The organism is Amycolatopsis mediterranei (assembly GCF_026017845.1).
Lineage (GTDB): Bacteria > Actinomycetota > Actinomycetes > Mycobacteriales > Pseudonocardiaceae > Amycolatopsis > Amycolatopsis mediterranei.
The window spans coordinates 10,357,052-10,382,671 of the sequence record NZ_CP100416.1 but is presented as its reverse complement, the minus strand read 5'-3'; the positions used below and the strand labels follow the sequence as shown (position 1 = coordinate 10,382,671).

The 25,620-nt window shown below is 69.6% G+C and carries 24 protein-coding genes and 1 tRNA gene; 15 read left to right on the top strand and 10 right to left on the bottom strand.

Annotation, left to right across the window (positions count from 1 at the left end; all coding sequences use genetic code 11):
• Positions 1–72: 72 nt before the first annotated feature.
• The 3 genes from ISP_RS47035 (at position 73) to ISP_RS47025 (ending at position 2,090) form a co-directional block, all read left to right on the top strand.
• Positions 73–423, top strand: a complete 351-nt coding sequence (locus ISP_RS47035; RefSeq protein WP_013230891.1) for a YciI family protein — start codon at positions 73–75, stop codon at positions 421–423.
• Positions 420–1,607, top strand: a complete 1,188-nt coding sequence (locus ISP_RS47030) for an RNA polymerase sigma factor (protein WP_013230890.1) — start codon at positions 420–422, stop codon at positions 1,605–1,607. Before ISP_RS47035 ends, ISP_RS47030 begins: the two co-directional genes overlap by 4 nt.
• Before the next feature lie 90 nt (positions 1,608–1,697).
• On the top strand, positions 1,698–2,090 hold the full coding sequence (locus tag ISP_RS47025) for a nuclear transport factor 2 family protein (RefSeq protein WP_013230889.1): 393 nt from the start codon (positions 1,698–1,700) through the stop codon (positions 2,088–2,090).
• Between the two features lie 51 nt (positions 2,091–2,141).
• Here ISP_RS47025 and ISP_RS47020 read toward each other — a convergent pair.
• Positions 2,142–2,212, bottom strand: a tRNA-Gly gene (locus tag ISP_RS47020).
• Between the two features lie 107 nt (positions 2,213–2,319).
• On the opposite strand from ISP_RS47020, the gene ISP_RS47015 reads away from it, so the two are divergent.
• On the top strand, positions 2,320–3,516 hold the full coding sequence (locus tag ISP_RS47015; RefSeq protein WP_013230888.1) for an oxygenase MpaB family protein: 1,197 nt from the start codon (positions 2,320–2,322) through the stop codon (positions 3,514–3,516).
• 85 nt (positions 3,517–3,601) lie between these two features.
• Positions 3,602–4,183, top strand: a complete 582-nt coding sequence (gene dcd, locus ISP_RS47010; RefSeq protein ID WP_003058109.1) for a dCTP deaminase — start codon at positions 3,602–3,604, stop codon at positions 4,181–4,183.
• Between the two features lie 36 nt (positions 4,184–4,219).
• On the opposite strand, the gene ISP_RS47005 is transcribed toward dcd, so the two are convergent.
• Positions 4,220–5,413, bottom strand: coding sequence for an FAD-dependent oxidoreductase (locus ISP_RS47005; RefSeq protein WP_013230887.1), 1,194 nt, complete (start codon positions 5,411–5,413; stop codon positions 4,220–4,222).
• Between the two features lie 73 nt (positions 5,414–5,486).
• Here ISP_RS47005 and ISP_RS47000 point away from each other — a divergent pair, with 73 nt between their 5' ends.
• The 3 genes from ISP_RS47000 (at position 5,487) to ISP_RS46990 (ending at position 11,402) form a co-directional block, all read left to right on the top strand.
• Positions 5,487–5,969 carry a MarR family winged helix-turn-helix transcriptional regulator gene (locus ISP_RS47000; protein WP_013230886.1) on the top strand — a complete coding sequence of 161 codons (483 nt, stop codon included), beginning with the start codon at positions 5,487–5,489 and terminating at the stop codon, positions 5,967–5,969.
• A gap of 104 nt (positions 5,970–6,073) precedes the next feature.
• Positions 6,074–10,540, top strand: a complete 4,467-nt coding sequence (locus tag ISP_RS46995; RefSeq protein WP_014467873.1) for a DUF7507 domain-containing protein — start codon at positions 6,074–6,076, stop codon at positions 10,538–10,540.
• A 145-nt stretch (positions 10,541–10,685) separates the two neighbouring features.
• Positions 10,686–11,402, top strand: coding sequence for a CAP domain-containing protein (locus ISP_RS46990; RefSeq protein ID WP_013230884.1), 717 nt, complete (start codon positions 10,686–10,688; stop codon positions 11,400–11,402).
• A gap of 23 nt (positions 11,403–11,425) precedes the next feature.
• Here ISP_RS46990 and ISP_RS46985 read toward each other — a convergent pair whose 3' ends face one another.
• The 3 genes from ISP_RS46985 to ISP_RS46975 form a co-directional block, all read right to left on the bottom strand.
• A complete protein-coding gene (locus ISP_RS46985; RefSeq protein WP_013230883.1) occupies positions 11,426–12,430 on the bottom strand; it encodes a cation diffusion facilitator family transporter in 1,005 nt (334 codons plus the stop codon).
• A gap of 17 nt (positions 12,431–12,447) precedes the next feature.
• Positions 12,448–12,879, bottom strand: a complete 432-nt coding sequence (locus ISP_RS46980) for a DUF742 domain-containing protein (protein ID WP_013230882.1) — start codon at positions 12,877–12,879, stop codon at positions 12,448–12,450.
• Between the two features lie 318 nt (positions 12,880–13,197).
• Entirely contained in the window at positions 13,198–15,411 is a 2,214-nt protein-coding gene (locus ISP_RS46975; protein ID WP_013230881.1) for a (Fe-S)-binding protein, read from the bottom strand.
• A gap of 156 nt (positions 15,412–15,567) precedes the next feature.
• On the opposite strand from ISP_RS46975, the gene ISP_RS46970 reads away from it, so the two are divergent.
• Both ISP_RS46970 and ISP_RS46965 read left to right on the top strand, forming a co-directional pair.
• Entirely contained in the window at positions 15,568–16,128 is a 561-nt protein-coding gene (locus ISP_RS46970) for a TetR/AcrR family transcriptional regulator (protein WP_034284392.1), read from the top strand.
• Between the two features lie 21 nt (positions 16,129–16,149).
• The gene (locus tag ISP_RS46965) at positions 16,150–16,599 is read left to right on the top strand and encodes a GNAT family N-acetyltransferase (RefSeq protein ID WP_013230879.1); all 450 of its coding nucleotides are present in this window, start codon (positions 16,150–16,152) and stop codon (positions 16,597–16,599) included.
• On the opposite strand, the gene ISP_RS46960 is transcribed toward ISP_RS46965, so the two are convergent.
• The 3 genes from ISP_RS46960 to ISP_RS46950 all read right to left on the bottom strand — a co-directional run bounded on the left by ISP_RS46960 (position 16,583) and on the right by ISP_RS46950 (position 18,196).
• Complete coding sequence (locus tag ISP_RS46960; protein ID WP_013230878.1) at positions 16,583–16,741, bottom strand: DUF397 domain-containing protein; 159 nt, start codon at positions 16,739–16,741, stop codon at positions 16,583–16,585. The two genes, ISP_RS46965 and ISP_RS46960, sit on opposite strands and share 17 nt — an antisense overlap.
• Before the next feature lies 1 nt (position 16,742).
• A complete protein-coding gene (locus tag ISP_RS46955; protein ID WP_013230877.1) occupies positions 16,743–17,582 on the bottom strand; it encodes a helix-turn-helix domain-containing protein in 840 nt (279 codons plus the stop codon).
• 80 nt (positions 17,583–17,662) lie between these two features.
• Positions 17,663–18,196 (bottom strand): YbhB/YbcL family Raf kinase inhibitor-like protein, encoded by a 534-nt coding sequence (locus ISP_RS46950; protein ID WP_013230876.1) that lies wholly within the window; start codon positions 18,194–18,196, stop codon positions 17,663–17,665.
• Positions 18,197–18,370: 174 nt separating this feature from the next.
• On the opposite strand from ISP_RS46950, the gene ISP_RS46945 reads away from it, so the two are divergent.
• The 5 genes from ISP_RS46945 to ISP_RS46925 all read left to right on the top strand — a co-directional run bounded on the left by ISP_RS46945 (position 18,371) and on the right by ISP_RS46925 (position 24,055).
• Positions 18,371–19,141: a DUF4097 family beta strand repeat-containing protein gene (locus ISP_RS46945; protein WP_013230875.1), complete on the top strand. Its 771-nt coding sequence runs from the start codon at positions 18,371–18,373 to the stop codon at positions 19,139–19,141.
• Positions 19,142–19,833: 692 nt separating this feature from the next.
• Positions 19,834–21,708, top strand: coding sequence for a molecular chaperone DnaK (gene dnaK, locus ISP_RS46940; RefSeq protein ID WP_013230874.1), 1,875 nt, complete (start codon positions 19,834–19,836; stop codon positions 21,706–21,708).
• Entirely contained in the window at positions 21,705–22,412 is a 708-nt protein-coding gene (gene grpE, locus ISP_RS46935) for a nucleotide exchange factor GrpE (protein WP_013230873.1), read from the top strand. The genes dnaK and grpE overlap by 4 nt, the downstream gene beginning before the upstream one ends.
• 36 nt (positions 22,413–22,448) lie before the next feature.
• Positions 22,449–23,624, top strand: coding sequence for a molecular chaperone DnaJ (gene dnaJ, locus ISP_RS46930; RefSeq protein ID WP_013230872.1), 1,176 nt, complete (start codon positions 22,449–22,451; stop codon positions 23,622–23,624).
• A 5-nt stretch (positions 23,625–23,629) separates the two neighbouring features.
• Positions 23,630–24,055, top strand: a complete 426-nt coding sequence (locus ISP_RS46925; protein ID WP_014467870.1) for a heat shock protein transcriptional repressor HspR — start codon at positions 23,630–23,632, stop codon at positions 24,053–24,055.
• 182 nt (positions 24,056–24,237) lie between these two features.
• On the opposite strand, the gene ISP_RS46920 is transcribed toward ISP_RS46925, so the two are convergent.
• A complete protein-coding gene (locus ISP_RS46920; RefSeq protein WP_230468656.1) occupies positions 24,238–24,762 on the bottom strand; it encodes a DUF305 domain-containing protein in 525 nt (174 codons plus the stop codon).
• Entirely contained in the window at positions 24,759–25,508 is a 750-nt protein-coding gene (locus ISP_RS46915; RefSeq protein WP_013230869.1) for a lytic polysaccharide monooxygenase, read from the bottom strand. The genes ISP_RS46920 and ISP_RS46915 overlap by 4 nt, the downstream gene beginning before the upstream one ends.
• Between the last annotated feature and the right edge of the window lie 112 nt (positions 25,509–25,620).

Genomic DNA, 25,620 nt, shown 5'->3' with positions numbered 1-25,620 from the left:
GCGGCTTCGCCCGTTCGTCCTTACAGTGAGAACCGGCGATCGGCGCCGGTCAGAACCTGCGAGGAGTACCTCATGCCCCAGTACGCCGCGATCATCTACGCCTCCGACGTCGACCCGACCAGGCCCGAGGCCGCAGACTTGATGAAGGACTACAACGAGTTCGGGGAGGGCGCCCGCGCGGTGATCCGCGGCGGCGCGGCCCTGTACCCGACGGCGACCGCGACGACGGTCCGCGTCACCGGCGGCAAGGGCGGCGACCTCGTCACCAGCGACGGCCCGTACGCGGAGACGAAGGAAGCCCTCACCGGCTTCTACCTGCTCGAATGCGCCGACCTCGACGAAGCCGTCAAGGTTGCGGCGCGCATCCCGGGCGCCTGGGACGGCGCGATCGAAGTCCGGCCGGTCGTCGACTTCGGCCAGTGACCGGCGCCGGGGACGCGGTCGCGCGGCTGGTCCGGGACGAGGGCACCCGGGTACTGGCCACGCTGGTCCGCGTCACCGGCAGCGTCGACCTGGCCGAAGACGCGGTCCAGGACGCCGTCGTGCGCGCGTTGGAGACGTGGCCGCGCGACGGCGTCCCGGGAAACCCCCGCGGCTGGCTGCTGGTCGCGGCCCGCCGCCGGGCGGTGGACGTGGTCCGCCGCGAGGCGAAGCGGCAGGGGAAGGAGGCCGTCGCGATGCCCGACGTCGACCCGTGCCCCGACCCGGTGGTGGTCCGCGACGACCTGCTGCGGCTGGTCTTCACGTGCTGCCACCCGGCGCTGTCCCTGGACGCCCAGGTGGCTTTGGCGCTTCGGACCTTGGGCGGTTTGTCGACGGCGGAGGTCGCCCGGGGCCTGCTGGTCCCCGAAGCGACGATGGCGAAGCGGCTGACGCGCGCGAAGCAGAAGATCGCCCAGGCGCGGATCCCGTACCGGGTCCCGGCGGCGGAGGAGCTGCCGGCGCGGCTGGCCGGCGTGGCGTCGACGGTGTACCTGATCTTCAACGAGGGTTACACGGGCCGTGTTTCGCTGCTCGACGAGGGCGTGCGGTTGGCGCGCTTGCTCGTTTCCCTGATGCCGGACGAGCCGACGGCGTTGGGGCTGCTGGCTTTGGTGCTGCTGCAGGACGCCCGCCGTCCCGCGCGGTTCGCTTCGGGCGTGCCGGTGTTGCTTTCCGCGCAGGACCGTTCGTCGTGGGACGCATCGCTGATCAAGGAAGGTGTCGAGCTGGTGGGCCGCGGCTTGCGCCGCACCCCATCGGTACCGAACGCGTACGTGGTCCAGGCGGCTGTCGCTGCTTGCCACGACCTGGCGCCGTCTTATGAAGACACGAACTGGGACGCGGTGATTTCCTGGTACGACGTGTTGCTGTCGGTCCAGGACACCCCGGTGGTGCGCTTGAACCGGGCGGCCGCGGTGGCGGAACGCGACGGGCCTTCTTCGGCATTGGCGCTGGTGGATGCGTTGCCGGGACTGGACGATTACCCGTGGTGGCACGCATCGCGGGCGGAGTTGTTGCACCGCTTGGGTTCCCGGGCTGCTGTGGAAGCATTGGCCCGCGCGGTGGAAACCGGTTTGCCCGCCGCTCATGTGGCACATTTGCAACACCGGTTGGGACAACGGTAGCTGTTTGCCTTCACGGTGAAAATCGGAACCTTGACCCTGGTCCGGACGGGCGCGTTCGATGGATGGACGCCCTATCCGAGGAGGCCACCCATGGCCGAACACCAGAACGCCACTCTCATCCGCCGGGGCTACGAGGCATTTTCCGCGGGCGACGTCGCCACGCTGTCGGAACTCCTCGCACCCGACGCTGTGCAGCACATGCCCGGTCACAACGTGTTCTCCGGCGACCACAAAGGCCGCGACGCGATTCTGGCCATGTACGGGCAGCTGGCCGAGCGCAGCGGCGGAACGCTGAAGATCGAGCTGGAAGAGGTTTACGCGAACGACGAGGAAGTCGTCACCGTCTACCACTCGACCGGCACGCGCAACGGGAAACAACTGGACACCCGTCACGCCCTGGTCTTCCGCATGCGCGACGGCAAGGCCGCGGAACTGACGGACGTTTCGAGCGACGAAACCACCGACGACAATTTCTGGTCCTGATCGGGGAAAGCGAAAGGCCCCGGACTTTTGTGCCCGGGGCCTTTCGATGAGAGCGGATGACGGGAATCGAACCCGCGTATTCAGCTTGGGAAGCTGATGTTCTACCATTGAACTACATCCGCAGTGCGTCGCCAGCATACACGGCACCGTGATCCCCTTGTCCAGCGCCCTCCTCCTTGACTCGCGCGCGTCAAGTGACAACACTTGTTGTCGACTGGCGGAGGTGAGCGTGGTGGACGAGCCCGAGCTGTTCCGGCAAGGCGGCTTCCGGCTGGCGCAGCGGCTGTTCATCGAGGGTGACATCCGGGGTGACGAGCGGCAGGTCGCGCGTCTGCGGGAGTTCGCCCAGGTGCAGGACCGGCTCGCGGACGACGTCGTCGCCTGGATGGCGCAGCAGCCCAAGGGGCAAGGGCGCGCTCTCTTCGAGGAAGCCCTGACGAACCGAGCCGAAGCGACCGGGCCGCTGAAGGACTTCTTCGACCAGGTCGACGCCAAGCCCTATTGGGTCGACGACGAGCGGCTCGAGCGAGGTGCGAAAGCCATCACCCGGGCCGGCCTGCTCGGGCTGTTCCCGCTCGGGGACATGTCGCTGATGGGCGGCTACCTCGCCTCGCGCGCCACGAAATCGCTGGTCGGAACCGGGGAGATCGAATACAAGGCCATCCGGAGGCTCGTCGAAACCGCCGCCTGGTGGATCGACGTCACCACCCCCGGTGCCCTCGAGCACGGCCGAAAGGGGTACGCCTCCGCGCTGCGGATCCGGCTCGTGCACGCCCACGTGCGCGCCGCCATGAACCGGCGGGAGGACTGGGACTACGCGGCCTGGGACCGGCCCGTCAACCAGGTGCAGACCGCCGGCACCCTCCTGCTCTTCTCCCTCGTCTACGTCTTCGGCACGCAGCTGCTCGGCCTCCGCTACTCCGCCCGCGAACGCGGCGACATCCTGCACCTCTGGCGCTACATCGGCTGGCTCATGGGCGTCGACGACGAGCTGCTGCCCGCCGGCGAAGAGGACGCCTGGCGGCTGCTGTGGCTGCTCGCCGCCACCGAGTTCATCCCTGACGACGACTCGAAGCGGCTCGCCAAGGCGCTGATCGAGGCCAACGCCGCCGTCGGCGAGGGGCGCGGGGCCGTCGGGAAGGTGCTCTCGCACGTCTCCGTCGCCGTGCACTCGTCGATCAGCCGGCTCGTGCTCGGGAAGACCAACGCCGACTTCCTCGGCCTGCCGAACGACCCCGTCGCCCAAGCCGCGATCGTCGCCGTCGCGGGCGTCAACTTCGCCGCCGAGACCGTGCGGCGGTTCATCCCCGGGGCCACCGCGCTGCAGGAACGGATCGGGCGGGCCGGGCGCCGCGGGTACGTGAAGCGGCTCGAGAAGATCTTCGCGCCCGACACCACCTACGCGCAGCACATGCGGGCGGCCTGACCAGCTTTTCGGGGGTCCGGGTGGCGGAGCCCCCGGCTCGGGGCGGAGCCCCGGATGTCACAGCCCACCGGATAGGCTTCGGGCCGTGCTGCTCAGTGACCGTGACCTCCGCAAAGAGCTCGACGCCGGCCGGCTCGGCATCGACCCCTTCGATGCCGGCATGGTCCAGCCGTCCAGCATCGACGTCCGGCTCGACCGCTTCTTCCGCGTCTTCGACAACAGCAAGTACACCCACATCGACCCGCAGCTGCAGCAGGACGAGCTGACCTCGCTGGTCGAGAAGGAGGGCGACGAGCCCTTCGTGCTGCACCCCGGCGAGTTCGTGCTCGGCTCGACGTTCGAGCTCGTCACCCTGGCCGACGACCTGGCCGGCCGCCTCGAGGGCAAGTCGTCGCTCGGGCGGCTCGGGCTGCTCACGCACTCGACCGCCGGGTTCATCGACCCCGGCTTCTCCGGGCACATCACCCTGGAACTGTCGAACGTCGCGAACCTGCCGATCACGCTCTGGCCCGGCATGAAGATCGGCCAGCTGTGCATCTTCCGGCTGTCCAGCTCGGCCGAGCACCCGTACGGTTCCAGCGAAGCCGGGTCCCGCTACCAGGGGCAGCGCGGCCCGACCCCGAGCCGGGCGTACAAGAACTTCCACCGCGTCGACACTTGGCGGTAGTGGATTCGCCCTCGGCGGGGAGAAGTACCTCGGGCGCTAAACCGCCACCTTCTCGTTCCAGTCGATGCGGTGGTTCCACATGAAGGCGTTCGGGTCCTCGTCGGACGGCTTCGCGAACGCCCGCTTGATGAAGAAGTCGCGGACCACCCGCCCGACCGGGCCGATCACCTTCTGCTCGCCGTTGCGCTTCCCGGCCGCGACCACCGCTTCGACGCGTTCGCGCCGCAAGCTCTCGTACGTGCTCAGCGCGCGCTCGATGTCCGGCACGTCGCGGAGGCACTTGCCCAGCGTGACGGCGTCTTCGATGGCCATCGAGGCGCCCTGGCCCGCCGCCGGTGACGTCGCGTGCGCCGCGTCGCCGATGATCACCATGCGGCCGCGGTGCCAGACCGGGACCGTCGGGAAGTCGTACGTCGGCCAGGCCGGGTAGATCTCCCGCGTCGCCCGGATGATTTCGGCGGCCGGTGTCCGGTCGCGGGCCACCAGGTGCAGGAGTTCGGCGCGCAGCTTCTCGCCGGCGAGCGTGATCAGCTCGGCCGCCGTCGGTTCGGTCTTGCGGGCCGGGTTCGCGAACCACCAGACGCGACCGTCCGTGCTGACGACGTGGCAGAAGAACACGCGCTTGCCGAAGACCATGTTCAGCACACCCGGCTTGTCGGGCAAGTCCAGGCCTTCGGCGAACCCGCCGGTGTTCAGCAGGGGGACGTACCGCGGTGACGGCGCGTCCGGGTCGATGATCGTGCGGACGCGGGAGCGGAGGCCGTCGGCGCCGATCAGGAGGTCGCCGTCGGCGTGTGAGCCGTCGGAAAAGTCCGCTGTGACGTGCGTGTTCGTCTGGTTCGCGCCGATCAGGCGCTTGCCGTATTCGACGCGGATGCCGCGCCGCGCGGCCTCGTCGCGCAACGCGACGTAGAGGTCGGAGCGCAGGACGGTCTGGCTCACCGTGCCGTCCGGGAGGGCGCCGCCCAGGGGGAATTCGGCGAGCCGCGTGCCGTTGCCGAGCCCGATCGACATCCGCGGCGAGTCGAAGCCCGCGCTCCGGACGACGTCCTTGAGGCCGAGCGGCAGCAGTGCGTCCAGGCCGTTGACCGCCAGCGTCAGGAACGCGCCGACGCCCTCGGAGTCGTGGGTGTAAGCCTCGAAGACCACTGGTTCGTGCCCGGCCTCGTGCAGCGCGATGGCCGTGATCGTGCCCGCCACCCCGCCGCCGATGATCAGTGCCCGTGTCATGTTGTTCGTCCCCTCGAATGTCTTAGAAACTAATTCGTTTTGTCGAACTAAAGAGTGGGTTACGCTGGTCGCCGTGTCAAGCGAGCGAACGAAACTCGTCGAGGAAGTCCTGCTCAAGTCGCGGGAGATGTCGACGGCGACGGTCATGTTCCACACCGCGATCGCCGAGACCCGGGGGCTCTCGGCGGTGGAGAGCAAGGTCCTTGACTACCTCGCGCGGTTCGGCCCCCAGACGCCGAAGGACCTCGCGCAGCTGTCGGGCCTCGCGCCCGCGTCGGTGACGGCGATGATCGACCGGCTCGAGCGCAAGGGCATCGTCAACCGCGAGCGGCACCCGGACGACCGGCGCAAGGTCCTCATCGCGCTGGACCAGGCCGCCATCGCGAGCGGCCTGCACCTGTGGGACCACCTGGTCAAGGGCATGTACGAGCTCTGCGACCGCTACACCGACGACGAGCTCCGGACGATCATCGGGTTCGCCCAGGCCGCCACCGCCCTCACCCACGAGTCGACGGCGAAGCTGACCGCCTCGGGCTCAGAGGCCACGAACGAGTGAGTTTGAAGGCGTAAAACCGGGTCTCGTGCCACGCTCCCAAGGTCGCTCGGCCCCGGAGGTGGCGAGGAGTGCCGTTGCCCGAAAGACCGCTTCGCCCGATTCTCGTGCTGGCACTGGTCTTCCTGGCCTCCGCCTTCGTGCCGTCGGCGAGCGCGGCCGCCGCGCCGCCGTTCGAGGTGGGCTACGACGACGTGGTCTACGGCGACTTCGTCTACGCGGGCAACGGCGTCCTGCGCTGCCCGGTCGCCGCCGACGGCGCGCCGGCCTCGGGGACGGTCGCCACCCCCGCGGCGTGCGCGAACACCGCCGACCGCAAGGACACGCTCGCCAACGACGACTTCTTCATGCAGTGGGCCGACGTCGACGCCGACCCGGGCACGTTCGACTCGGCGAGCGCGTCGGTGGGCGTCCCGCCGGGGGCTCGCGTCGTCTTCGCCCGGCTTAACTGGGCCGGCAGCACCGCCTGCGGTCCCTCGGCGGTCGCGCCGCCCGGCACGCCCGCGAAGCAGAACGTCCGGCTTTCCGTCGGCAGCGCGGAGTCCGTGGACATCGCGCCTTCGGGGTACACCGAAGACGGCGGCTACTACTCGGCGCGCGCCGACGTGACCGGCCTCTTCGCGAAGGTTCCTGCCGCCTTCGACGTGACGGTCGGGAACGTCTGGGCTTTGCGGGGTTTCGGCTGCGCGGGTGGCTGGTCGATCGCGCTCGTCTACGCCTATCCGGAGCGCAACGCGGACTACGCGCCGAACAAGCGCAAAGTGGTCATCGACGACGGCCACGTCCGGCAGACCGCCGGCGCCCCGGCGGCGGAGGCGGCGATCACCGGCTTCCGCGCCGCGGCCGCCGATGCCCACCTCGGCGTCACGGCGTACGACGGCGACTGGGGCGCCTCCGGTGACCAGTTCCTGGTCGACGGCACCCCGGCCGCCGAGCCCGCGACCGGCGGCACGTCCAATTTCTTCATCTCCAACGCCGACACCGCCGCGGCGCCGGGCGCGAAGAACAACTTCAGCGTCGACGCGAAGTCGTTCAACATCGACAGCATCCCCGCCGGCGCGACGAGCACGAAGCTCGGCTTCGTCACCAGCGGCGACGCCATCCTGGCGCAGAACCTCGCGTTTTCGGTGCCGGTGCCCGAACTTCAGGTCGCTGTGCGCGCCACCCAGTCGAAGGCGCACGCCGGCGAGCCGGTGACGTTCGCCGTCGTCGTGACCAACCCAGGCGACGTCGCGGCGTCCGGTGTCGAGGTCGCCGACGCGGCCGTGCCGGGCTGCGCCAAACCGCTCGGCACGCTCGCCGCGCGTCAGACGGTCAGCTACACGTGCACCGGAACCGCGCCACCCGACGACTTCACGAACACCGCGAAGGCGACGGGCACGAGCGCGCTCGGTGACGCGCTCAACGGCGTCGCCGGCGCGCGCGTCGACGTCCTGCACCCGGCGCTGGGCATGACGAAGACGGCCGACCGGCCCGCGTACCGCGCCGGCGACGTCGCGACCTTCACGATCAAGGTCACGAACACCGGCGACACCGGGCTGTCCGGCCTCCAGGTCGCCGACCCGAAGACGCCGTCGTGCACTCTCACCGGAGCGCTCGCGCCGGGCGAAAGCCGCACGACGACGTGCGCCGCGAAGGCGCCGATCGCCGACGGCGTCAACACGGCGAGCGCGGTGGGCACCGACGAGCTCGGCAAGCAGGTCACGGCGACGGCCGACGCGCCCGCGCCGACGATCGCGCCCGCCGTCGAGGTCACCAAGACCGCGGACCAGCCGGTGATCCACGCGGGCGACGCCGTCACCTGGACGGTCGCGGTGCGCAACACCGGCGACAGCCCGCTCGCACCGGTGAAGCTCACCGACGACACGACGTCGGCGTGCGCGCGCACCTTCGCCGGCCTGGCCGCCAGCGCGACGCAGACGTACACGTGCGCGGCGAACCCGTCCCGGACCACGACGTCCCAGGTGACGGCGACCGGAACCGACCTCTCCGGCCGGCCCGTGACGGCCACCGCGTCGGCGATGGTCACGGTGATCACCCCGGCGCTGACGCTCACGAAGGACGCCACGCCCGCCGTCGCGCGCGCCGGCGACCCGATCACGTTCGCGATGACGGTCGCCAACGCCGGCGACGCACCGCTGACCGAGGTGGCCGTGACGGACGACGTCCCGGCGTGCGCCAAGGCGATCGGCGTACTGGCCCCGGGCGCGACGGTCGCCTACACGTGCACCGCACCAGCCCCACCGGACGACTTCGCCACGACGGCCACGGCGACCGGCAAGGACCAGCTCGGCCGCGCGGTGAAGGTCACCGACGACGCGGCGGTGGACGTGATCCACCCGGCGGTCAAGCTGTCCGTGCGCGCGACACCAGCCCAGGTCCGCGAGGGCGACGCGGTGACCTGGACGATCACCGCGGCCAACACGGGCGACGTGCCGCTCACCGAGGTCGCGGTCGCGGACGACCAGGTCCCGGCGTGCGCGAAGCGGTTCGGCGCGCTTCTGCCGCAGGCTCAGCAGGAGTACACGTGCACGACGCTCGCGGGCTCGGCCGGCTTTGCGAACAAGCCGACGCTGACCGGCACGGACCCGACGGCCCGCCCGGTGACGGCGGCCGCGGAGGGAGCGTTCGCGGTCCAGCACCCGGCGGTCGCGATCACGACCGAGGTGACGGGCGGCCCGTTCCGCGAGGGCGACAAGGTGCCGTTCCGGATCACGGTCCGCAACACCGGTGACGTGCCGCTGGCGAGCCTCCGAGTCGCGGACGCGCTGGCCACCAGCGCGCAGGCCCGGGGCGCGCAGGCTGCGGGCACGCGAGCCGGTGGCAGCCCAGCCGCCGCCGCATCGGGCACCGGCGCCCGAGCGGCTCCTTCGGCCACCCAGAGCCCAGCCACCGGCTGCACCCAGACCCTCGACGGCACCCTCGACCCCGGCACCTCCCGCGACTTCGCCTGCACCACCACGGCCCCGGCCGACGACGTCACCCGCAGCGTCCGGGTCGTCGCCACCCCGCCCGTCGGCGCGGAGGTCACCGCTTCCGGTAGTGCCGCGGTCGATGTCATCCACCCCGCCGTTGCGGTCGCCCGGACCGTCGATCCCGCCGTCGTGCGCGCCGGAGATACCGTGACCTCGACCGTCACCGTCACCAACACCGGTGACAGCGCGCTCCGGGACGTTGCCGTCGCCGACGAGCTGGCGCCGGACTGCAGCAAGGCCCTGGGCCGGCTCGAACCGCAGGCCAAGCAGACCTACACCTGCACCCAAGCCGCCGGGGAAGCCGACTTCGCCGCCGTTGCGAATGCCAGCGGTACCGATGCCACGAACCGGCCGGTGACCGCCGCCGCCAGTGCCGGGGTCGATGTCATCCACCCCGCGATCAGCGTCACGGATGACGCCGCACCCGCGCGTGTCCGGCAAGGCGACACCGTCACCTTCACCCTCGTCGTCGCGAACACCGGTGATGTCCCGCTGACCGAGGTGTCCCTCATGGACAGTCGGACTCCGGCGTGCGCTCAGTCCATCGGCACCCTCCTTCCCGGCGCCCGGCAGCGCCGCTCCTGCAAAGTAGACGCCGGCACCGACAATTTTGTGAGCTCCGCCACCGCAACAGGCACCGATCCGGTGAAACGCCAGGTCAGCGCGACCGACGACGCGGCTTACACCGTGCTGCACCCGGCCCTCGCGCTCACCCAGGACATCCACGGCGGCCCCTTCCGCCCCGGCGACGCCGTCACCGCCACCCTCACCGTCACCAACACCGGCGACGTCCCGCTGACCGCCGTCGACGTCCGAAGCGGGTCCTGCACGAAGACCTTCGACGAGCTGAAACCCCAAGACAAGCGGAACTTCGACTGCACTACGACCGCCCCGGCCGACGACGCGGAAACCACCGCGAAAGCGACGGCCGCCGCCCCGGTCGGGCCGCCGGTCGCCGCCGAGGATGCCGACAAGCTCGACGTCATCCACCCCGCCGTCAAGATCACGGCCGCCGCGACGCCCCAGACGGTCCGCGCCGGCGACGAAGTCACCTTCACCATCGCCGTCACCAACGCCGGCGACGTTCCGCTCGCCGCAGTGTCCGTTGTGGACGAACAAACCTCCTGCGCGAACAAGTTCGACACCGTGGCCGCCGGAGCGACGAAGACCTACACGTGCACCCGCAAAGCGCCCGACGACGACTTCCGGCAAGCCGTCGAGATCACTGGAATTGACCCGAGTGGTCGCGCGGTGCAATCAGCCGGTGACGCAAAAGTCGATGTCGTCCACCCCGAGATCGCCGTCATGAAAGACGCGGCTCCCTACGAAGTCCGGGAAGGCGACACCGTCACGTTTTCGATCCTGGTCAAGAACACCGGTGACGTCCCCCTCACCGACATCCGGGTCGTCGACGACCACACCCCGGCGTGCGCGCGAACCGAGAACCACCTGGCCGTGGACGCCGAAATCTCGTACATCTGCACAACGACCGCGGGCAAAGTTGGCTTCCGGAGCAAAGCAGCCGCCACCGGTCAAGACCCGACCCGTCGTCCGGTGACAGCGTCCGGCGAAGCGACCTTCGTCGTTCGAATGAGCTGAATGGAGTAACGCGGAAGCGGCCGATTCCCGGGAAATCGGTGCCTGTCGCCGACGGGAAATGTGACCAGTGCGTTCGTAGGGTTCTCGCCGTAATTGTCCCGTGATACGTTCCTGCGCCGTGTCCCCCATTGGTGAACGTGCTCACGTGGTGATGGTGTCACTCAGTGTGCTGCTCGGCGTTTTTTCCGCCGCGGCCGGCACCTGGATGGCCACCGCCGAAGGAAACACCGCCGAGCTCGGCGCCGCGGCGCTCGTCCTGCCGAACGCGCCCGCCGGCGCCGGCAGCGGCAGTGGAACCGACCTCGCCGGCGGCAAGGTCCAGACCACCACCCCCGGTCAGCCTGCCGCGCCTACCCCCTCGGCCCCGGCCTCGACGACGTCCAGCGCGCAACCCGCGCCGACCGAAACGTCGCCGGAGCAGCAGCCGCCGCCGCAGCCCTCGACGTCCGAAGCTCCGCCGCCGTCGAGCACCAAGCCCGCCGCCCGCGTCGCGCCTTCGACGGCCGCTCAGGTCATCGCGCTGGTCAACGACGAGCGCGCCAAGGCCGGCTGTGACCCGCTGACCGAGGAGTCGCACGTCACGAAGGCCGCGCAGGACTACAGCGACCAGATGTCGGCCGAGAACTTCTTCTCCCACACCAGTCCCGACGGCACGACGTTCGACCAGCGCATCAAGCAGGCCGGTTACCCGAAGCCGGGCGCGGAGAACATCGCGCGCGGGCAGACGTCTGCCGCGCAGGTCATGGACTCCTGGATGAACTCCGAAGGCCACCGCGCGAACATCCTGAACTGCTCGCTCAAGAAGATCGGCGTCGGCGTCACCACCGCGGGCTGGTACTGGGTCCAGGACTTCGGGTACTGAGGATCACCAAGGCCACCAAGGCGCTAAGGCTTGCTCCACCGCTCGGCGATGTCGCCGTAGCGCGCCAGCACCGTCGCCCGCAGGTCCGGATCCGACCGCGGCACCGGCTCGATGAACACCTCGGTGACGTCGTGGAACGCCTCCGTCAGTTCGGACGCGAGCCGGACGCAGGCGCGTTCGAGGTCCGCGGCGCCGAGCGAGTCGTCGAAGTCCACGCGCGTGCAGACCAGCACCTGGTCGGTGCCCATCAGCATGGTCTGCAGGTCGACGACGGCCTCGATCTCCGGCGCGGCGGTCAGGTGGTCGCGGATGCCGCGGACCAGCGTCGGGTCGGCCTGGCGCCCGACCAGCAGACCGCGGTTGGTGCGCCCGAGCAGGTAGGCGACGCAGGCGAGCAGCAGGCCGATGGCGATCGACGCGATGCCGTCCCAGACCTCGGAGCCGGTGAGCTGGTGCAGGCCGATGCCGCCGAAGGCGAGCAGCAGGCCGATCAGCGCGGCCGAGTCCTCGAACAGCACGGTCTTCGGCGTCGGGTCGTCGATGAGCCGCAGGTAGGTCAACAGCGAACGGTCCTCGGCCTTCGACTCCCGGAGGACCTGGCGCACCGCCTGCAGCCACGACGTGCCCTCGAGCAGGAACGCCACGGCCAGGACGATGTAGCTGAGCACCGACGTGCTCTGCGACTCGCCGTGCCCGAGCAGCGTCGAAACGCCCTCGTAGAGCGCGAACATCGCGCCCGAGGCGAAGATCGAGACGGCCGCGAGCAGCGACCAGAAGTACCGCTCCTTGCCGTAGCCGAAGGGGTGCACGCGGTCGGCCGGGCGCTCGGAGCGCTTCAGCGCGGTCAGCAGCAGGACCTCGGTGATCGTGTCGGCCACCGAGTGCGCCGCTTCGGACAGCATGGCGCCCGAGCCGGTGATGATGCCCGCGATCAGCTTCATGATGGCGATCGCCAGGTTCACCCCGCCGGCGAGCAGGACGGTCAGGGTGCTTTCGCCGCCGGAGTTCCCGGATTCTTCCTCGCTCACCCTGGTGAGCGTAGTGCTCAGAGGCGGCGCAGGCCGTGCAGAACGCGTTCCATGAGCGCCATCGCCGGCCGGCCGTCGGCGTTGGTCCGGCTGTCGTGGATGGTCACCAGGCCCTGTTCGGCCATGTCGTCGAGCAGGACGCGCACGACGCCGAGCGGCACGCTCAGCGTGGCCGCGACCTCGGCCACCGAACGCGGGTGCAGGCACAGCGAGCGCACCGAGCGGATCTCGCCGGTCACCCGGGCGCCGTCCCAGTGCGCCTCGGCCCGCGTCGAGACCATCGCTTCGATCGCGAGGTGCCGCCGGGACTGCGTCCGGCCGCGCGTGAGGACGTACGGCCGCACGAGGGTGCGCTGCGTGGGTACGTAGTCCTGGGCGAGCCGGATTTCGTCCGGGATGGGGTGGAGTGCGTGTCGGCCGGTCGTAGTGGTCCGCCGGTCCTCGGCCATCCGTGCCGCCCCCTGATTCCGTGATCGACAATAGTGCCCTCGCTGGCAACGGCGGCGGCGAGGAAAGGCCAGGATACGCCGCTTGTCCAGGGTTCAGGCCGTCGTTTCTCCTCAACCTGATGGGCCATTTCGGTGATTATCATGAACATCTTTCAAGAAAACGATTACTTTCACGAAGTCCCAGCTAGCGAGCCTGAAGGACAGGACAAAGGTGTGACAACGGGTAGTGGAATGGCTACGAGATCACCAATCTTCCCGATCACGAAAACGGCCCCGGTCAGGAGTGCTGACCGGGGCCGTGCGTTCTCGGGAAATGTGTCACTCCTCCGCGAGTGACGGCGCTCCGAGCGCGATCGGCTTCGGTTCCGGCTTGCGCTTGACCGACTCCAGCAGCATCTGCGCGACGTCGACGATCTCGACCTTCTCACTCGCGGTGCCGTCGGCCTGCCGGGCCGTGAGGCCGTCGTTCAGCATCACCTTGCAGAACGGGCAGCCGGTGGCGATCTTCGACGGCGCGGTGCCGAGCGCCTCGTCGACGCGCTCGATGTTGATCCGCTTGCCGATCTTCTCTTCCATCCACATCCGCGCGCCGCCCGCACCGCAGCACATCGACTTGTCGCCGTGCCGCGGCATCTCGCGCAGCTGCGCACCGGTCGCGCCGACCAGCTCGCGCGGCGCCTCGTACACCTTGTTGTGGCGGCCGAGGTAGCACGGGTCGTGGTAGGTGACGTCCTCGGCGACCGGCGCCACCGGCACCAGCTGCTTCTCCCGCACCAGGCGGTTCAGCAGCTGCGTGTGGTGCACGACGTCGAACTGGCCGCCCAGCTCCGGGTACTCGTTGGCGAGGGTGTTGAAGCAGTGCGCGCAGGTCACGACGACCTTGCGGGCCTTGCGCTCGCGGCCCTCGAACACCGAGTTCAGCACCTCGACGTTCTGCTGGGCGAGCATCTGGAACAGGAACTCGTTGCCGGCGCGGCGGGCCGGGTCACCGGTGCACGACTCCTCCGAGCCGAGCACGGTGTACTTGACGCCGGCCATGTGCAGCAGCTCGGCGACCGCGCGCGTCGTCTTCTTCGCGCGGTCCTCGAACGCGCCGGCGCAGCCGACCCAGAACAGGTACTCGGCGTCGCCCAGGTCGCCGTCGAACACCGGCACCTCGAAGTCGAGGTCCTCGGTCCAGGCCAGCCGGTCCTTGGCGTTCTGGCCCCACGGGTTGCCCTTGTTCTCCAGGTTCTTGAACATGCCGTTCAGCTCGCTGGGGAACGACGACTCGATCATCACCTGGTAGCGGCGCATGTCGACGATGTGGTCGACGTGCTCGATGTCGACCGGGCACTGCTCGACGCAGGCGCCGCAGCTGGTGCAGGACCACAGGACGTCCGGGTCGATGACGCCGCCGTCGTCGCCGATCAGGGCCTTCTGCGACTCCGCGATCGCGAGGACGTCGATGCCCGCGTACATGTTGTCCCCGGACAGGCCGACCTCGTCGCCCGCCATGTCGCGCTTGCCGCCGGCCAGCAGGTACGGCGCCTTCGCGTAGGCGTGGTCACGCAGCTGCGTGATGACCAGCTTGGGCGACAGCGGCTTGCCGGTGTTCCACGCGGGGCACTGCTCCTGGCAGCGGCCGCACTCGGTGCACGTCGAGAAGTCCAGCCAGCCCTTCCAGCTGAAGTCTTCGATCTTGCCGACGCCGAAGGTGTCCTCGTCGGGGTCGGCTTCCTCGAGGTCGAGGACCTTGCCGCCGCTCATCATCGGCTTGAGCGCGCCGAGGGCGACGCCGCCGTCGGCCTCGCGCTTGAAGTAGATGTTGAAGAAGGCGCTGAAGCGGTGCCAGGCGATGCCCATGGTCATCGTGCGCGCGACGACGATCAGCCAGACCGTGGCGCTCATCAGCTTGACGAACGCGAAGATCGTCACCAGGTTCGGGCTGGCCGGCAGCAGCTGGCCGATCGGGTTCGAGACGAAGGACGCCCACAGCGGCCCCTCGTGCGTGTTCAGCGCGGACTTCGCGGCCCGGACGCCGATGATGCCGATGCCCTCGATGAGGACGACGGCCTCGATGAAGTACGCCCACTTGAAGTTGGAACCGGCGAAGCGCGACTGGCGGTCGGCGCGGCGCGGGTGGTTGCGTTGCCGGATCGCCATCAGGACGAGGATGCCGACGATCGTCCCGAGCCCGAGCAGCTCCATGAGCAGCTGGAACGGCGGGAAGTCGTCGAGGATCGGCCAGCCCCACGTCGGGACGAAGACCTCGCCGTAGGCCTCGAACAGGGCGAGCGAGCCGAGCAGGAAGCCCCACATCACCAGCCAGTGGGCCGGACCGACGCTGCGCTTGCGGTTCATCCGCGTGTGCGCGGCGAACTCCTTGATCAGCGTCTTCATGCGCGGCATGAACGGCCCGTTGCGCGTCGAGTCGGGCTGGCCGAGGCGGATCACCCGTACGAACCGGGCGATGGTCGCGGCGAACATGCCCCAGGCGACGAGGCCGAGCACGACGGAGATTCCGCCGAGCGTCAGTTGCAGAGCGCCCATCGTTCGGGTGCCTTTCGTCCGGGAAAAACTGTGGTGGTGCCGGGAGACTAACCGTCCTTACTGATGAGTAACCCGTTGAGTGGCCGTAAGTCCCACCGATGTGGTGTACGTCGCTCTTTGTTTCGGGACGATCGTTCAGGTAGTTTTCACCCCATGGTGAAGCTCCAAGTCGACGGCCGTAAGGCGCGCGGCGAGAAGCGGCGCACCGAACTCATCGCGGCCACGCTGCGGATCATCGAGCGCGACGGCGTGGCGGGCGTCACCCACCGGACGGTCGCGGCCGAGGCCGGCGTGCCGACGACGTCCACCACCTACCACTTCTCGTCGCTGGACGACCTCCTGATCGCGACGCTCATCTCGTGCGCCCGCGACATGGCGACCGAGGTCTATTGGATGATCGACCGGGCGCGGTCTCGCGGGTCTCGCGGTGCCGAGGAGGTCGCGGTCCTGCTCGCCGAGGCGCTGGGGCCACGGCGTGGACGCACGATGGCGGAGTACGAGCTGTACCTGCTGGCCGCGCGGAAGCCGGAGCTGCGGCCGGCCGCGCGGCGCTGGCTGGACGTCCTGACGTCGATGGTCCGCCACGACGACGAAGTGGCGTTCCGGGTCTTCCTCGCGGGCATCGACGGGCTGCTCATCCAGGGCCTGATCGACGACGGGCCGCCGTCGGCGGAGGAACTGCGCCCGGTGGTGGACTACCTGCTGAAACCGCGTTGACGGCTGTCCTAGTTTCGGATCATGCGGACCTTCGGTGAATACGAACTCGACGACGACCGCGCGCGGCTGGACCTCGACGTGGTGTGGAAGTTCCTCTCCACCGAGGCGTACTGGGGCCGCTGGCGCACGCGTGAGCAGGTCGAAGCCGCGATCGACGGCTCGTGGCGGGTGGTCGGCGCCTACCGCGGCAGTGGGCAGGTCGGGTTCGCCCGCGCCTTCTCCGACGGCGTCTCGTCCGCTTACCTCGCCGACGTCTTCGTCGTCGACTCCGCGCGCGGCAGCGGTCTCGGCAAGGAGATCGTGCGGGAGATGATCGACAACGGTCCCGGCGCGCAGTTCCGCTGGATGCTCCACACCGCCGACGCGCACGGGCTGTACCGGCAGTTCGGCTTCGCCGAGCACACCCGGGGCCACTACCTCGAGCGCGAAGGACCGAACTCGGCGAACTTCGTCGCTAACGCAGGTCGGTGAGGAGGGCGTCCCACGATCGGGTGGTGATTTCGAGGGTTCCGCCCGGGCGGTCCTTCGTGTCGCGGATCCGCACCACCTGAGCGAGCGCCACTTCGACGCAATCGGCCTCTTGGCCGCTGTAGGTCGACTTCCGCCAGGTCACGTCAGGCCTCCAGTTCGGCGATCACCCCCTCGATGAACGCGCGGGATTCGTCCACGTCCAAGGCGAGGGATGTCACGGTCTTCGCGGCCGACTTGTAGTCCGCCACCTGATCCTCATCGTAGAGGTAGGCGCTCCCGCGATGCTGGTCCAAGAAGACGATGGAGGGCAGGTCCGAGTACTCGAGTACGGCGAAGGAACCGTTGAGGCCAGGGTGGAAATCGCCACCGGACGGCACGACCCGCACCGCAAACCGGCGCGGGAGGCCGGCGAGGTAGCGGAGCTGATCGGTCAGGATCTCCGTCCCACCGACCTGCTGCCGGAGCGCGACTTCGCCGAGCAGGAACGAGCATTCCGGCGCGCGGTGCTCGCGCATGGCCGCCTGCCGGACCATGCGCACCCGCAGCCGCTGCTCGACCAGCTGCGCGGGAGAGCCGCCGTAGGAGAGGATCGCCCGCGCGTAATCCGGCGTCTGCAGCAGGCCGTGCACGAGCATCGGCTGCCAGCTGAAGATCGCCGCCGCGGTGCGCTCATACTCGGCCAGCGTCGTGAGGATCGCGGGCGCGTCCGGCATCTCCTTCTCGGCCCAGTTCGGCTCGCGTGCGGTGCGGGCCAGCTCGAACAGCCGGTCGCGCTCCTCGCCGAGCACCCGCAGCTGCCCGAGCAGGAGCGCGACCTCCTCGATCCGGGGCACCCGCAGGCCGAGCTCCCAGTTGGACAGCTCGGCCGCGTGCACGCCGGTGGCGCGGGCCAGCTCGCGCAGCCCGTACCCGCGCGCCTTCCGCGCTTTCCGCAGTCCGAACCCCAGCGCTCTCGACCGGGGTGTCGCTATCGGTGGTGGCATGACCGCAGTGTGTCAACGGGGTCCGACAAAAACGGGCCCGGCACCGTTGCCGCTCCGCAACAGAGCCGGGCCCGGGAAACTCAGCCCTTGTTCTCGTAGACCGGCGTGATCACCGCGCGGGCCAGCGTGTGCCCGAACATGTTGAAGCCGAGGAACGCGGGCGTGGCGTCCTCCGGGACGTCCAGCTTGTCCAGATCGAGGGCGTGCACCGCGAAGTAGTAGCGGTGCGGGCCGTGCCCGGGCGGGGGCGCCGCGCCGAGGAACTGCTTGACCCCGCCGTCGCCCTTCAGCGTGACCGCGCCTTCCGGCAGGCCCGAGCCGTCTCCCGCGCCGGACGCCAGCTCCGTCACCGAAGCCGGGACGTTGAACACCGCCCAGTGCCAGAACCCGCTGCCGGTCGGGGCGTCCGGGTCGTAGCAGGTGATCGCGAAGCTCTTCGTCTCCGCCGGGAAGCCTTCCCACGCCAGGTGCGGCGAACGGTCCTCGCCGCCGGCGCCGAAGATGCCGGACAAGTGGGGCGTGGCCAGGGTTTCGCCGTCGGCGACGTCGTTGCTGCGGAGGGTGAAGGACGGCACGTCGGGCAGGGATTCGTACGGGCCGGGTGCTTGCGGCATGGATCCTCCTGATCATGGAACTGGAGACTTCGCCAGGTTAGGCCCCGAGTGCCGCTCCTGCGTCTCAGGGCGGGATCTCAGGGTCTTTCGGGGGGTTACCCCCATGTACGGCCCGAGCACCCCGTCCTAACGTTTCTCACGCAGAGGAAACAAACACTGAGGGGACCAACGACCATGGCGCGCCCGCTTCTGGCTCTGGGAGGCATCGTCCTGATCGGCGTCGGCCTGGCGACCGCGTTCGGGTGGGGCTGGGGTTCGGACTTCGGGAACACGGGGACCGTTTCGCAGACCATCCGCAGCGTGAAGCTGGAAGGCGACGCGGGATCGGTGAAGATCCGCACCGGCTCGGGGCCGTCGACGGTGCACGAAGAGGTCAACTACCGCTGGCGGAGCAAGCCGACCGGCCCCTTCTACCGCGTCGACGGCGACCAGCTGGTGCTCGGCGACTGCGGCGCGAACTGCTCGGTGGACTTCGAGGTCGTCGTGCCGCGCGGCGTGCCCGTCACGGGGACCGTCGACTCCGGGGGGCTGGACATCGCCGGGGTGTCGAGTGTGGACGTGAACGCCGATTCCGGCCACGCCCGCGTCGAGGACGTCTCCGGCGCGGTGAAGCTGCGGCTGGACAGCGGCTCGATCGAGCTGCGGAACGTCGGCGAGGTCCAGCTGCGGAGCGACTCCGGCAGCATCACCGGCCGCGACGTGCGCGGCCCCGTCGACGTGACGGCCTCCAGCGGCAGCGTCGACTTCACGCTGGCCCAGGCGAACGACGTGAAGGTGCAGGCCGACAGCGGCAGCATCGAGCTGGCCGTGCCGGGCGGGCCGTACCGCGTCGAGGGCAACAGCGACAGCGGGCACCGCGAGTTCGGCGTCCCGACCGACCGGTCCGCCCAGCACGTGCTGGATCTGACGACCGAAAGCGGCAGCGTCTCGGTCCGCGCGGCCTGACCTTTCTCATATCTCTGGCTTTTCTTACTACGGGGGCATTTTCCGATGGGCAGGATCGAACGACGCGTCCTCGTGGCCGCGCTGCTGGGAGCCATCGCGACGTTCGGCGTCGTGGGCTTCGCGCGCGGGGAATCCGCGGAGACACCGGCGCAGGGGGTGCCGGTCTCCGCGGATTCCCACTATCGAGTGACTTCTTGGGTCGGTACTCCGGCAGAAGTCCTTGTGCAGCAAGGAAAACCGGATTTCTTATTCTCCTCCTGGTCCGGCCGCCGCTCCTGAACTGTCGGGGGTCGCTGTTAGGAAGGAAGCACGCCGAAGGCCGGCGTGCAGGGGAGGGACAGATCATGGACGTGCGCCAGGTGGCCGAGGTGGCGTAGCTGGTGAGCGGGGTCGTCCCCGATCGCGGGGCGGTCTGCCGGTGAGTCCGCTTCGGCCCTGGTCGCGGGCCGGTTCCGGTGAGCCGGACCGACGGGTGAGCGGCGTCACAGCCGATCTCGGCACGATCGGGTGCCGGACCCGGGAACAAGAACCCGGACCGCCTCGTTAGGCTGGGTGCAGAGGTTGAGCGCAGTCGACTCAAGTCCGGGTTGACGGAGTGCGCGAAGGCCGGATAAAACTTGCCAGGGACTCGCTCAAGGCGAGGACGAACGTGCAGGTCACGAACATAGCAGCCGTAAACAGGAGGAAGCACCATGGCGCGAGCGGTCGGCATCGACCTCGGCACGACCAACTCGGTCGTCGCCGTCCTTGAGGGCGGCGAGCCGACGGTCATCGCCAACTCGGAAGGCTCCCGTACCACCCCTTCGATCGTCGCCTTCGCCAAGAACGGCGAAGTGCTGACCGGCCAGCCGGCGAAGAACCAGGCCGTCACGAACGTCGACCGGACGATCCGGTCCGTGAAGCGGCACATCGGCACCGACTGGAAGACCGAGATCGACGGGAAGAACTACACCTCCCAGGAAATCAGCGCGCGCGTGCTGATGAAGCTGAAGCGCGACGCCGAGGCGTACCTGGGCGAGACGATCACCGACGCGGTCATCACCGTCCCGGCGTACTTCGAGGACGCCCAGCGGCAGGCCACGAAGGAAGCCGGCCAGATCGCCGGCCTGAACGTGCTCCGCATCGTCAACGAGCCGACCGCCGCCGCGCTGGCGTACGGCCTGGACAAGGGCGAGAAGGAACAGACCATCCTGGTCTTCGACCTCGGTGGTGGCACCTTCGACGTCTCGCTGCTGGAGATCGGCGAGGGCGTCGTCGAGGTCCGCGCCACCTCCGGTGACAACCACCTCGGTGGTGACGACTGGGACGAGCGCATCGTCAAGTGGCTGGTCGACAAGTTCAAGGCCACGAACGGCATCGACCTGACCAAGGACAAGATGGCGCTGCAGCGCATCCGCGAGGCGGCGGAGAAGGCGAAGATCGAGCTGTCCAGCTCGAACTCGGCCAGCATCAACCTGCCGTACATCACCGTGGACGCGGACAAGAACCCGCTGTTCCTCGACGAGACGCTCTCGCGCGCCGAGTTCCAGAAGATCACCGCGGACCTGCTCGAGCGCACCCGGAACCCGTTCAACAACGTGATCCGCGACGCGGGCATCGCCGTCGGCGACATCGACCACGTCGTGCTCGTCGGTGGTTCCACCCGCATGCCGGCCGTGTCGGACCTGGTCAAGGAGCTGACCGGCGGCCGCGAGCCGAACAAGGGCGTGAACCCGGACGAGGTCGTCGCGGTCGGCGCGGCGCTGCAGGCCGGTGTGCTGAAGGGCGAGGTCAAGGACGTCCTGCTGCTGGACGTCACGCCGCTGTCGCTCGGCATCGAGACCAAGGGTGGCGTCTTCACCAAGCTCATCGAGCGCAACACCACGATCCCGACCAAGCGCTCGGAGATCTTCTCCACCGCGGACGACAACCAGCCGTCGGTGCAGATCCAGGTGTTCCAGGGTGAGCGCGAGATCGCCGCGCACAACAAGAAGCTCGGCATGTTCGAGCTGACCGGTCTCCCGCCGGCCCCGCGTGGCGTGCCGCAGATCGAGGTCACCTTCGACATCGACGCCAACGGCATCGTGCACGTGACCGCGAAGGACCTGGGCACGAACAAGGAACAGTCGATGACGATCACCGGTGGCTCCGCGCTGCCGAAGGACGACATCGAGCGCATGGTCAAGGACGCCGAGGCCCACGCCGAGGAAGACAAGAAGCGCCGCGAGGAAGCGGAGACCCGCAACCAGGCGGAGACGCTGGTCTACCAGACCGAGAAGTTCGTCAAGGACAACGACGACAAGCTGCCCGAGGACCTCAAGGGCAAGGTCAAGTCCGCGATCGACGAGGCCAACGAGTCGCTGAAGGGCACGGACTCGACCAAGATCCGCGAGGCGATCGAGAAGCTGAACACCGCTTCGCAGGAGCTGGGCACCGCCCTGTACGCCAACGCGAACGCCGACGCGGCGGCCGGTGCGGCCGGTGGCGCGGGTGCGGGTGCGGCAGGCGACGCCGGTGCGGCCGGCGGCCAGGCCAAGGCCGATGACGTGGTGGACGCCGAGATCGTCGAAGAGGACGAGAAGAAGTGACCCACAGCTACGACGAATCCGAGAACCAGGGCCGAGGCCCCGAGGAGCCGGTGGTCGTGCGGGACCGGCGTCGGGTGGATCCCCAGACCGGGCAGGTCCGCCCGCCCGGTCCGGCCCACGCCGCGCCGGAGCCGGAGGAAGCGCCCGTGGAGCACGCGGGCCCCTCGCTCGGCGACACGATCATGGACGACGCGGTGTCGGTCGTCTCCGACGTGGAGAAGGAGCTGTCCGAGCGCACCGCCGACCTCCAGCGCCTGCAGGCCGAATACGCCAACTACCGCAAGCGGGTCGAGCGTGACCGCGAGGCGGTCGTGATCGGCGCGAAGGCGACGGTGGTGAACGACCTGCTGCCGCTGCTCGACGACCTCGAGCGGGCCGAGCAGCACGGTGACCTCACCGGCGCGTTCAAGGCCGTCGGCGACAAGCTGATCAGCGGCCTGCAGCGCGCGGGCCTCGAATCGTTCGGTTCCGAGGGCGAGCCCTTCGACCCGAGCGTGCACGAGGCCGTGCAGCACAGCACCTCGCCGGACGTGGCGGGCCCGACGGTCACCGTGGTCATGCGCCGCGGGTACCGCTTCGGGGACCGCGTACTGCGGGCGGCGCTGGTCGGCGTGACCGACCACGAGCCCGGTGCGGCCCCGGGGGACCCGTCCGTGGGTGGCGAGCTGCCACTCGGCGGCGGGGTCGATGAACAGCAGCAGTAAGCACTATCCGGTTCAAGTGGGAGGAGGAGACGCCCGATGAGTGCACGGGAATGGATCGGTAAGGACTTCTACCGTGAACTGGGCGTCTCCTCCGACGCCACCGCGGACGAAATCAAGAAGGCCTACCGGAAGCTGGCCAAGGAGAACCACCCGGACGCGAACGCCGGCAACGCGCAGGCGGAGCAGAAGTTCAAGGCGGTCTCCGAGGCCTACGGCGTGCTCTCCGACGCGAGCAAGCGCAAGGAGTACGACGAGGCGCGGCGCCTGTTCGGCGGCGGGGGTGGCTTCAACTTCCCCGGTGGCGGCGGTGGCGGCAGCTTCGACATGGGCGACATCTTCGGCCAGGCCGGCGCCGGCGCGGGTCAGCAGGGCGGCTTCGGCGGCCTCGGTGACATCCTCGGCGGGATCTTCGGCCGTGGCCGGACCGCGACGGGCGCAACGGCGAACCGGCCGCAGCGCGGCGCCGACGTCGAGACGGACGTCCGGATCGACTTCACCGAGGCGGTCAAGGGCGCGACCCTGCCGCTGCGGCTGTCGAGCCCGGCGACCTGTGCGACGTGCAGCGGCAACGGGGCCCGTCCGGGCACCACGCCGCGGACCTGCCCGACCTGTTCCGGGTCGGGGCTGGTCAGCCGCAGCCAGGGCGCGTTCGCGTTCTCGGAGCCGTGCCGCGACTGCCGTGGCCGCGGGACGATCATCGACGACCCGTGCCCCGAGTGCGGCGGCGAAGGCATCAGCACGCGGACCCGCACGCTGACCGTCCGGATCCCGCCGGGCGTCGACGACGACCAGCGCATCCGGCTGGCCGCCCAGGGCGAGCCGGGCCGGGGCGGTGCGCAGGCGGGCGACCTGTACGTCCGGGTGCACGTGGCTCCGCACCCGCTGTTCGGGCGCAAGGGGCTCGACCTGACGATCACCGTGCCGGTCGACTTCACGGAGCTGACTCTCGGCACCACGATCACGGTGCCGACACTGGAAGCCAAGGTCTCGCTCAAGGTGCCGCCGGGCACCGCGAGCGGACGGGTGCTGCGCGTGCGCGGCAAGGGCATCGCCAAGCGCGACGGTTCGCAAGGTGACCTGCTCGTCACCCTCCAGGCGGCGATTCCCGCCAAACTGGACGACAAGGCGCGCGAGGCACTGCAGGCGTACGCCGAGGCGATGGCCGGGCACGACCCCCGGCCCGAGATCACCGAGCTGCTGCAAGGTAGGTGAGAGTGGTGTTCGGCGGGATTCCCCAGGAAGGCGACGAGGAGACCCCGGTGTTCGTCATCTCGGTGGCGGCCCAGCTCGCCGGGATGCACGCGCAGACGTTGCGCACGTACGACCGGCAGGGCCTGGTGTCACCCGGTCGCACCCCCGGCGGCGGGCGGCGCTACTCGATGCGGGACATCGCGCTGCTGCGCGAAGTCCAGCGCCTGTCGCAGGAGGACGGCGTCAACCTGGCGGGCATCAAGCGCATCATCGAGCTGGAGAACCAGGTCGACGCGCTTCGCGCCCGGATCACCGAGCTGACGGAGGAGCTGACCGCGGCGTACGTGGCGGCGGAACAGGCGACGGCGGCGGCGCACGCGTCCTACCGGCGGGATCTGGTGCCGCTCAACCAGCAGACGGCATTGGTGGTCTGGCGGCCCAAGCGCCGCTGATCCCCGAAGCGACGAAGGCCTCCCCGGGCGACCGGGGAGGCCTTTGCGCACATGGGGGTTGTGGGCAGCTTCCGGCTCATGCGTCTCCGGGACGGGAAACTGTCGGTGCTTGCCGGTAGCGTCGAAAACGGGGGCTGCTCAGGCAGGTTTGCGCGGCTGGAGCGCCCGGCCGCGCCGCAGGATCACGTCTTGACGTTCAGCAACTGCTTCACCTCGGCCGTCCGGGACTCGATCACCCGCCGGGCCAAGTCCCGTGCCTGGGCGTTCACCCCGCCGCCTGGCCCGTTCTCCGTCTGGGCCAGCTCGACCGCTCCCTGCTGCTGTCCGGTCAGGACATCCAGGAACCGGCGGGTGAATTCGGTGTCCGGGGCCGACCGGAGCGCTCCCACCAGGTCCGGCGCCGCCGTCTTCATGCCGCCGTGGCCGGCGTGAGCTTGCGGGGCCACCGTCTCCGGCTGGTTCCAGTCGTGGAGCCAGTGCCGCATGTCGTCGACCTCGGTCTGCTGCGTCACCTCGATCGCCGCCGCCAGCTCCTTCAAACCCGCCGGGACCGGGCGGCCCGAAGCCAGCCGGACGATCTCGATCCCGTGCTGGTTCTGGGGAATCAGCATCTGCAGGAACATCACGTCCGCCGCGTTGTGCTGCGGAGGGGCCGTCGTCGCGCAGCTTGTCAGGAGCAGCGCGACGACGGCCAGGACCACTCTCACAGGCGCTGCCACAGCGCCGGGGTGTTCGGTGGCTCCCAGCCCGCGATCGCCGTGTGCGGCTGGAGGCACCGGTAGCTCGCGCCGCCGTACGTCACGACGTCGCCCGCCTTGTACGCCGTGCCCGCTGCCCAGGTGCCACCCGTGGGCGGAGTGGTGGTCGTCGTGGTGGGCGGCGGGGCCGTCGTGGTCGGGGGCGGCGTGGTCGTCGGCGGCGGAGTGCCGCCGCCACCGACCTGGAGGTCGACGCAGCTGTAGAACGCGTTGGCCGTGTCCGCGATGTTCCAGATGGCCAGCACCTTGATCCGGCCCGAATAGCCGGCCAGGTTCACCGTGTGCGACAACGTCGACGGCGGCTGCTGGTTGTGGCCGTCGAACACCGCGACCCGGGTGCCGCCGACGTAGTACTCGTAGTTCGACGTCGAGTGCCGGGCGGTGAACACCCAGTTGAACGTCACCGTGCTGCCCACCGACTTGGCCGGCCACGGCTTCGACTCGTCGGTCAGCTCGGCGAACTGCGACAACCCGCCGTTGCAGCTGCGCAGCCCCTTCGGGCCTTCGACGCTCTGCGGTTCGTAGACGATCTGGCCGCAGCCGGAGACCTTCCCGGCCGCGCAGTTGGCCTGCCGGCTGGGCGGGTCGGACACGTAACCGTGGGCGCTCGCCGAAGTGGCGGGGAGGACGACGACCAGCACCGGCGCGAGCAGGGCGCCGGCCGCGGCCGCGAAGAGCTTTCTGTTCCAGGTCATTTCGGCTCCTCGAGGGGGAACAGCGTTGTTCCGGAGGGGAGGACGAACGAGCACGTCCGTGGAAGACGTGGTCTAGACCATAAGTCGATTCGGGCACAACGGTCAACGAACT

Coding starts and splice junctions, on each gene's coding strand:
- ISP_RS47035 (WP_013230891.1), top strand. CDS start 73: ATGCCCCAGTACGCCGCGATCATCTACGCCTCCGACGTCGACCCGACC.
- ISP_RS47025 (WP_013230889.1), top strand. CDS start 1,698: ATGGCCGAACACCAGAACGCCACTCTCATCCGCCGGGGCTACGAGGCA.
- ISP_RS47005 (WP_013230887.1), bottom strand. CDS start 5,413: ATGACACGGGCACTGATCATCGGCGGCGGGGTGGCGGGCACGATCACG.
- ISP_RS46980 (WP_013230882.1), bottom strand. CDS start 12,879: ATGGCCGAGGACCGGCGGACCACTACGACCGGCCGACACGCACTCCAC.
- ISP_RS46975 (WP_013230881.1), bottom strand. CDS start 15,411: ATGGGCGCTCTGCAACTGACGCTCGGCGGAATCTCCGTCGTGCTCGGC.
- ISP_RS46965 (WP_013230879.1), top strand. CDS start 16,150: ATGCGGACCTTCGGTGAATACGAACTCGACGACGACCGCGCGCGGCTG.
- ISP_RS46955 (WP_013230877.1), bottom strand. CDS start 17,582: ATGCCACCACCGATAGCGACACCCCGGTCGAGAGCGCTGGGGTTCGGA.
- ISP_RS46950 (WP_013230876.1), bottom strand. CDS start 18,196: ATGCCGCAAGCACCCGGCCCGTACGAATCCCTGCCCGACGTGCCGTCC.
- ISP_RS46945 (WP_013230875.1), top strand. CDS start 18,371: ATGGCGCGCCCGCTTCTGGCTCTGGGAGGCATCGTCCTGATCGGCGTC.
- dnaK (WP_013230874.1), top strand. CDS start 19,834: ATGGCGCGAGCGGTCGGCATCGACCTCGGCACGACCAACTCGGTCGTC.
- dnaJ (WP_013230872.1), top strand. CDS start 22,449: ATGAGTGCACGGGAATGGATCGGTAAGGACTTCTACCGTGAACTGGGC.
- ISP_RS46915 (WP_013230869.1), bottom strand. CDS start 25,508: ATGACCTGGAACAGAAAGCTCTTCGCGGCCGCGGCCGGCGCCCTGCTC.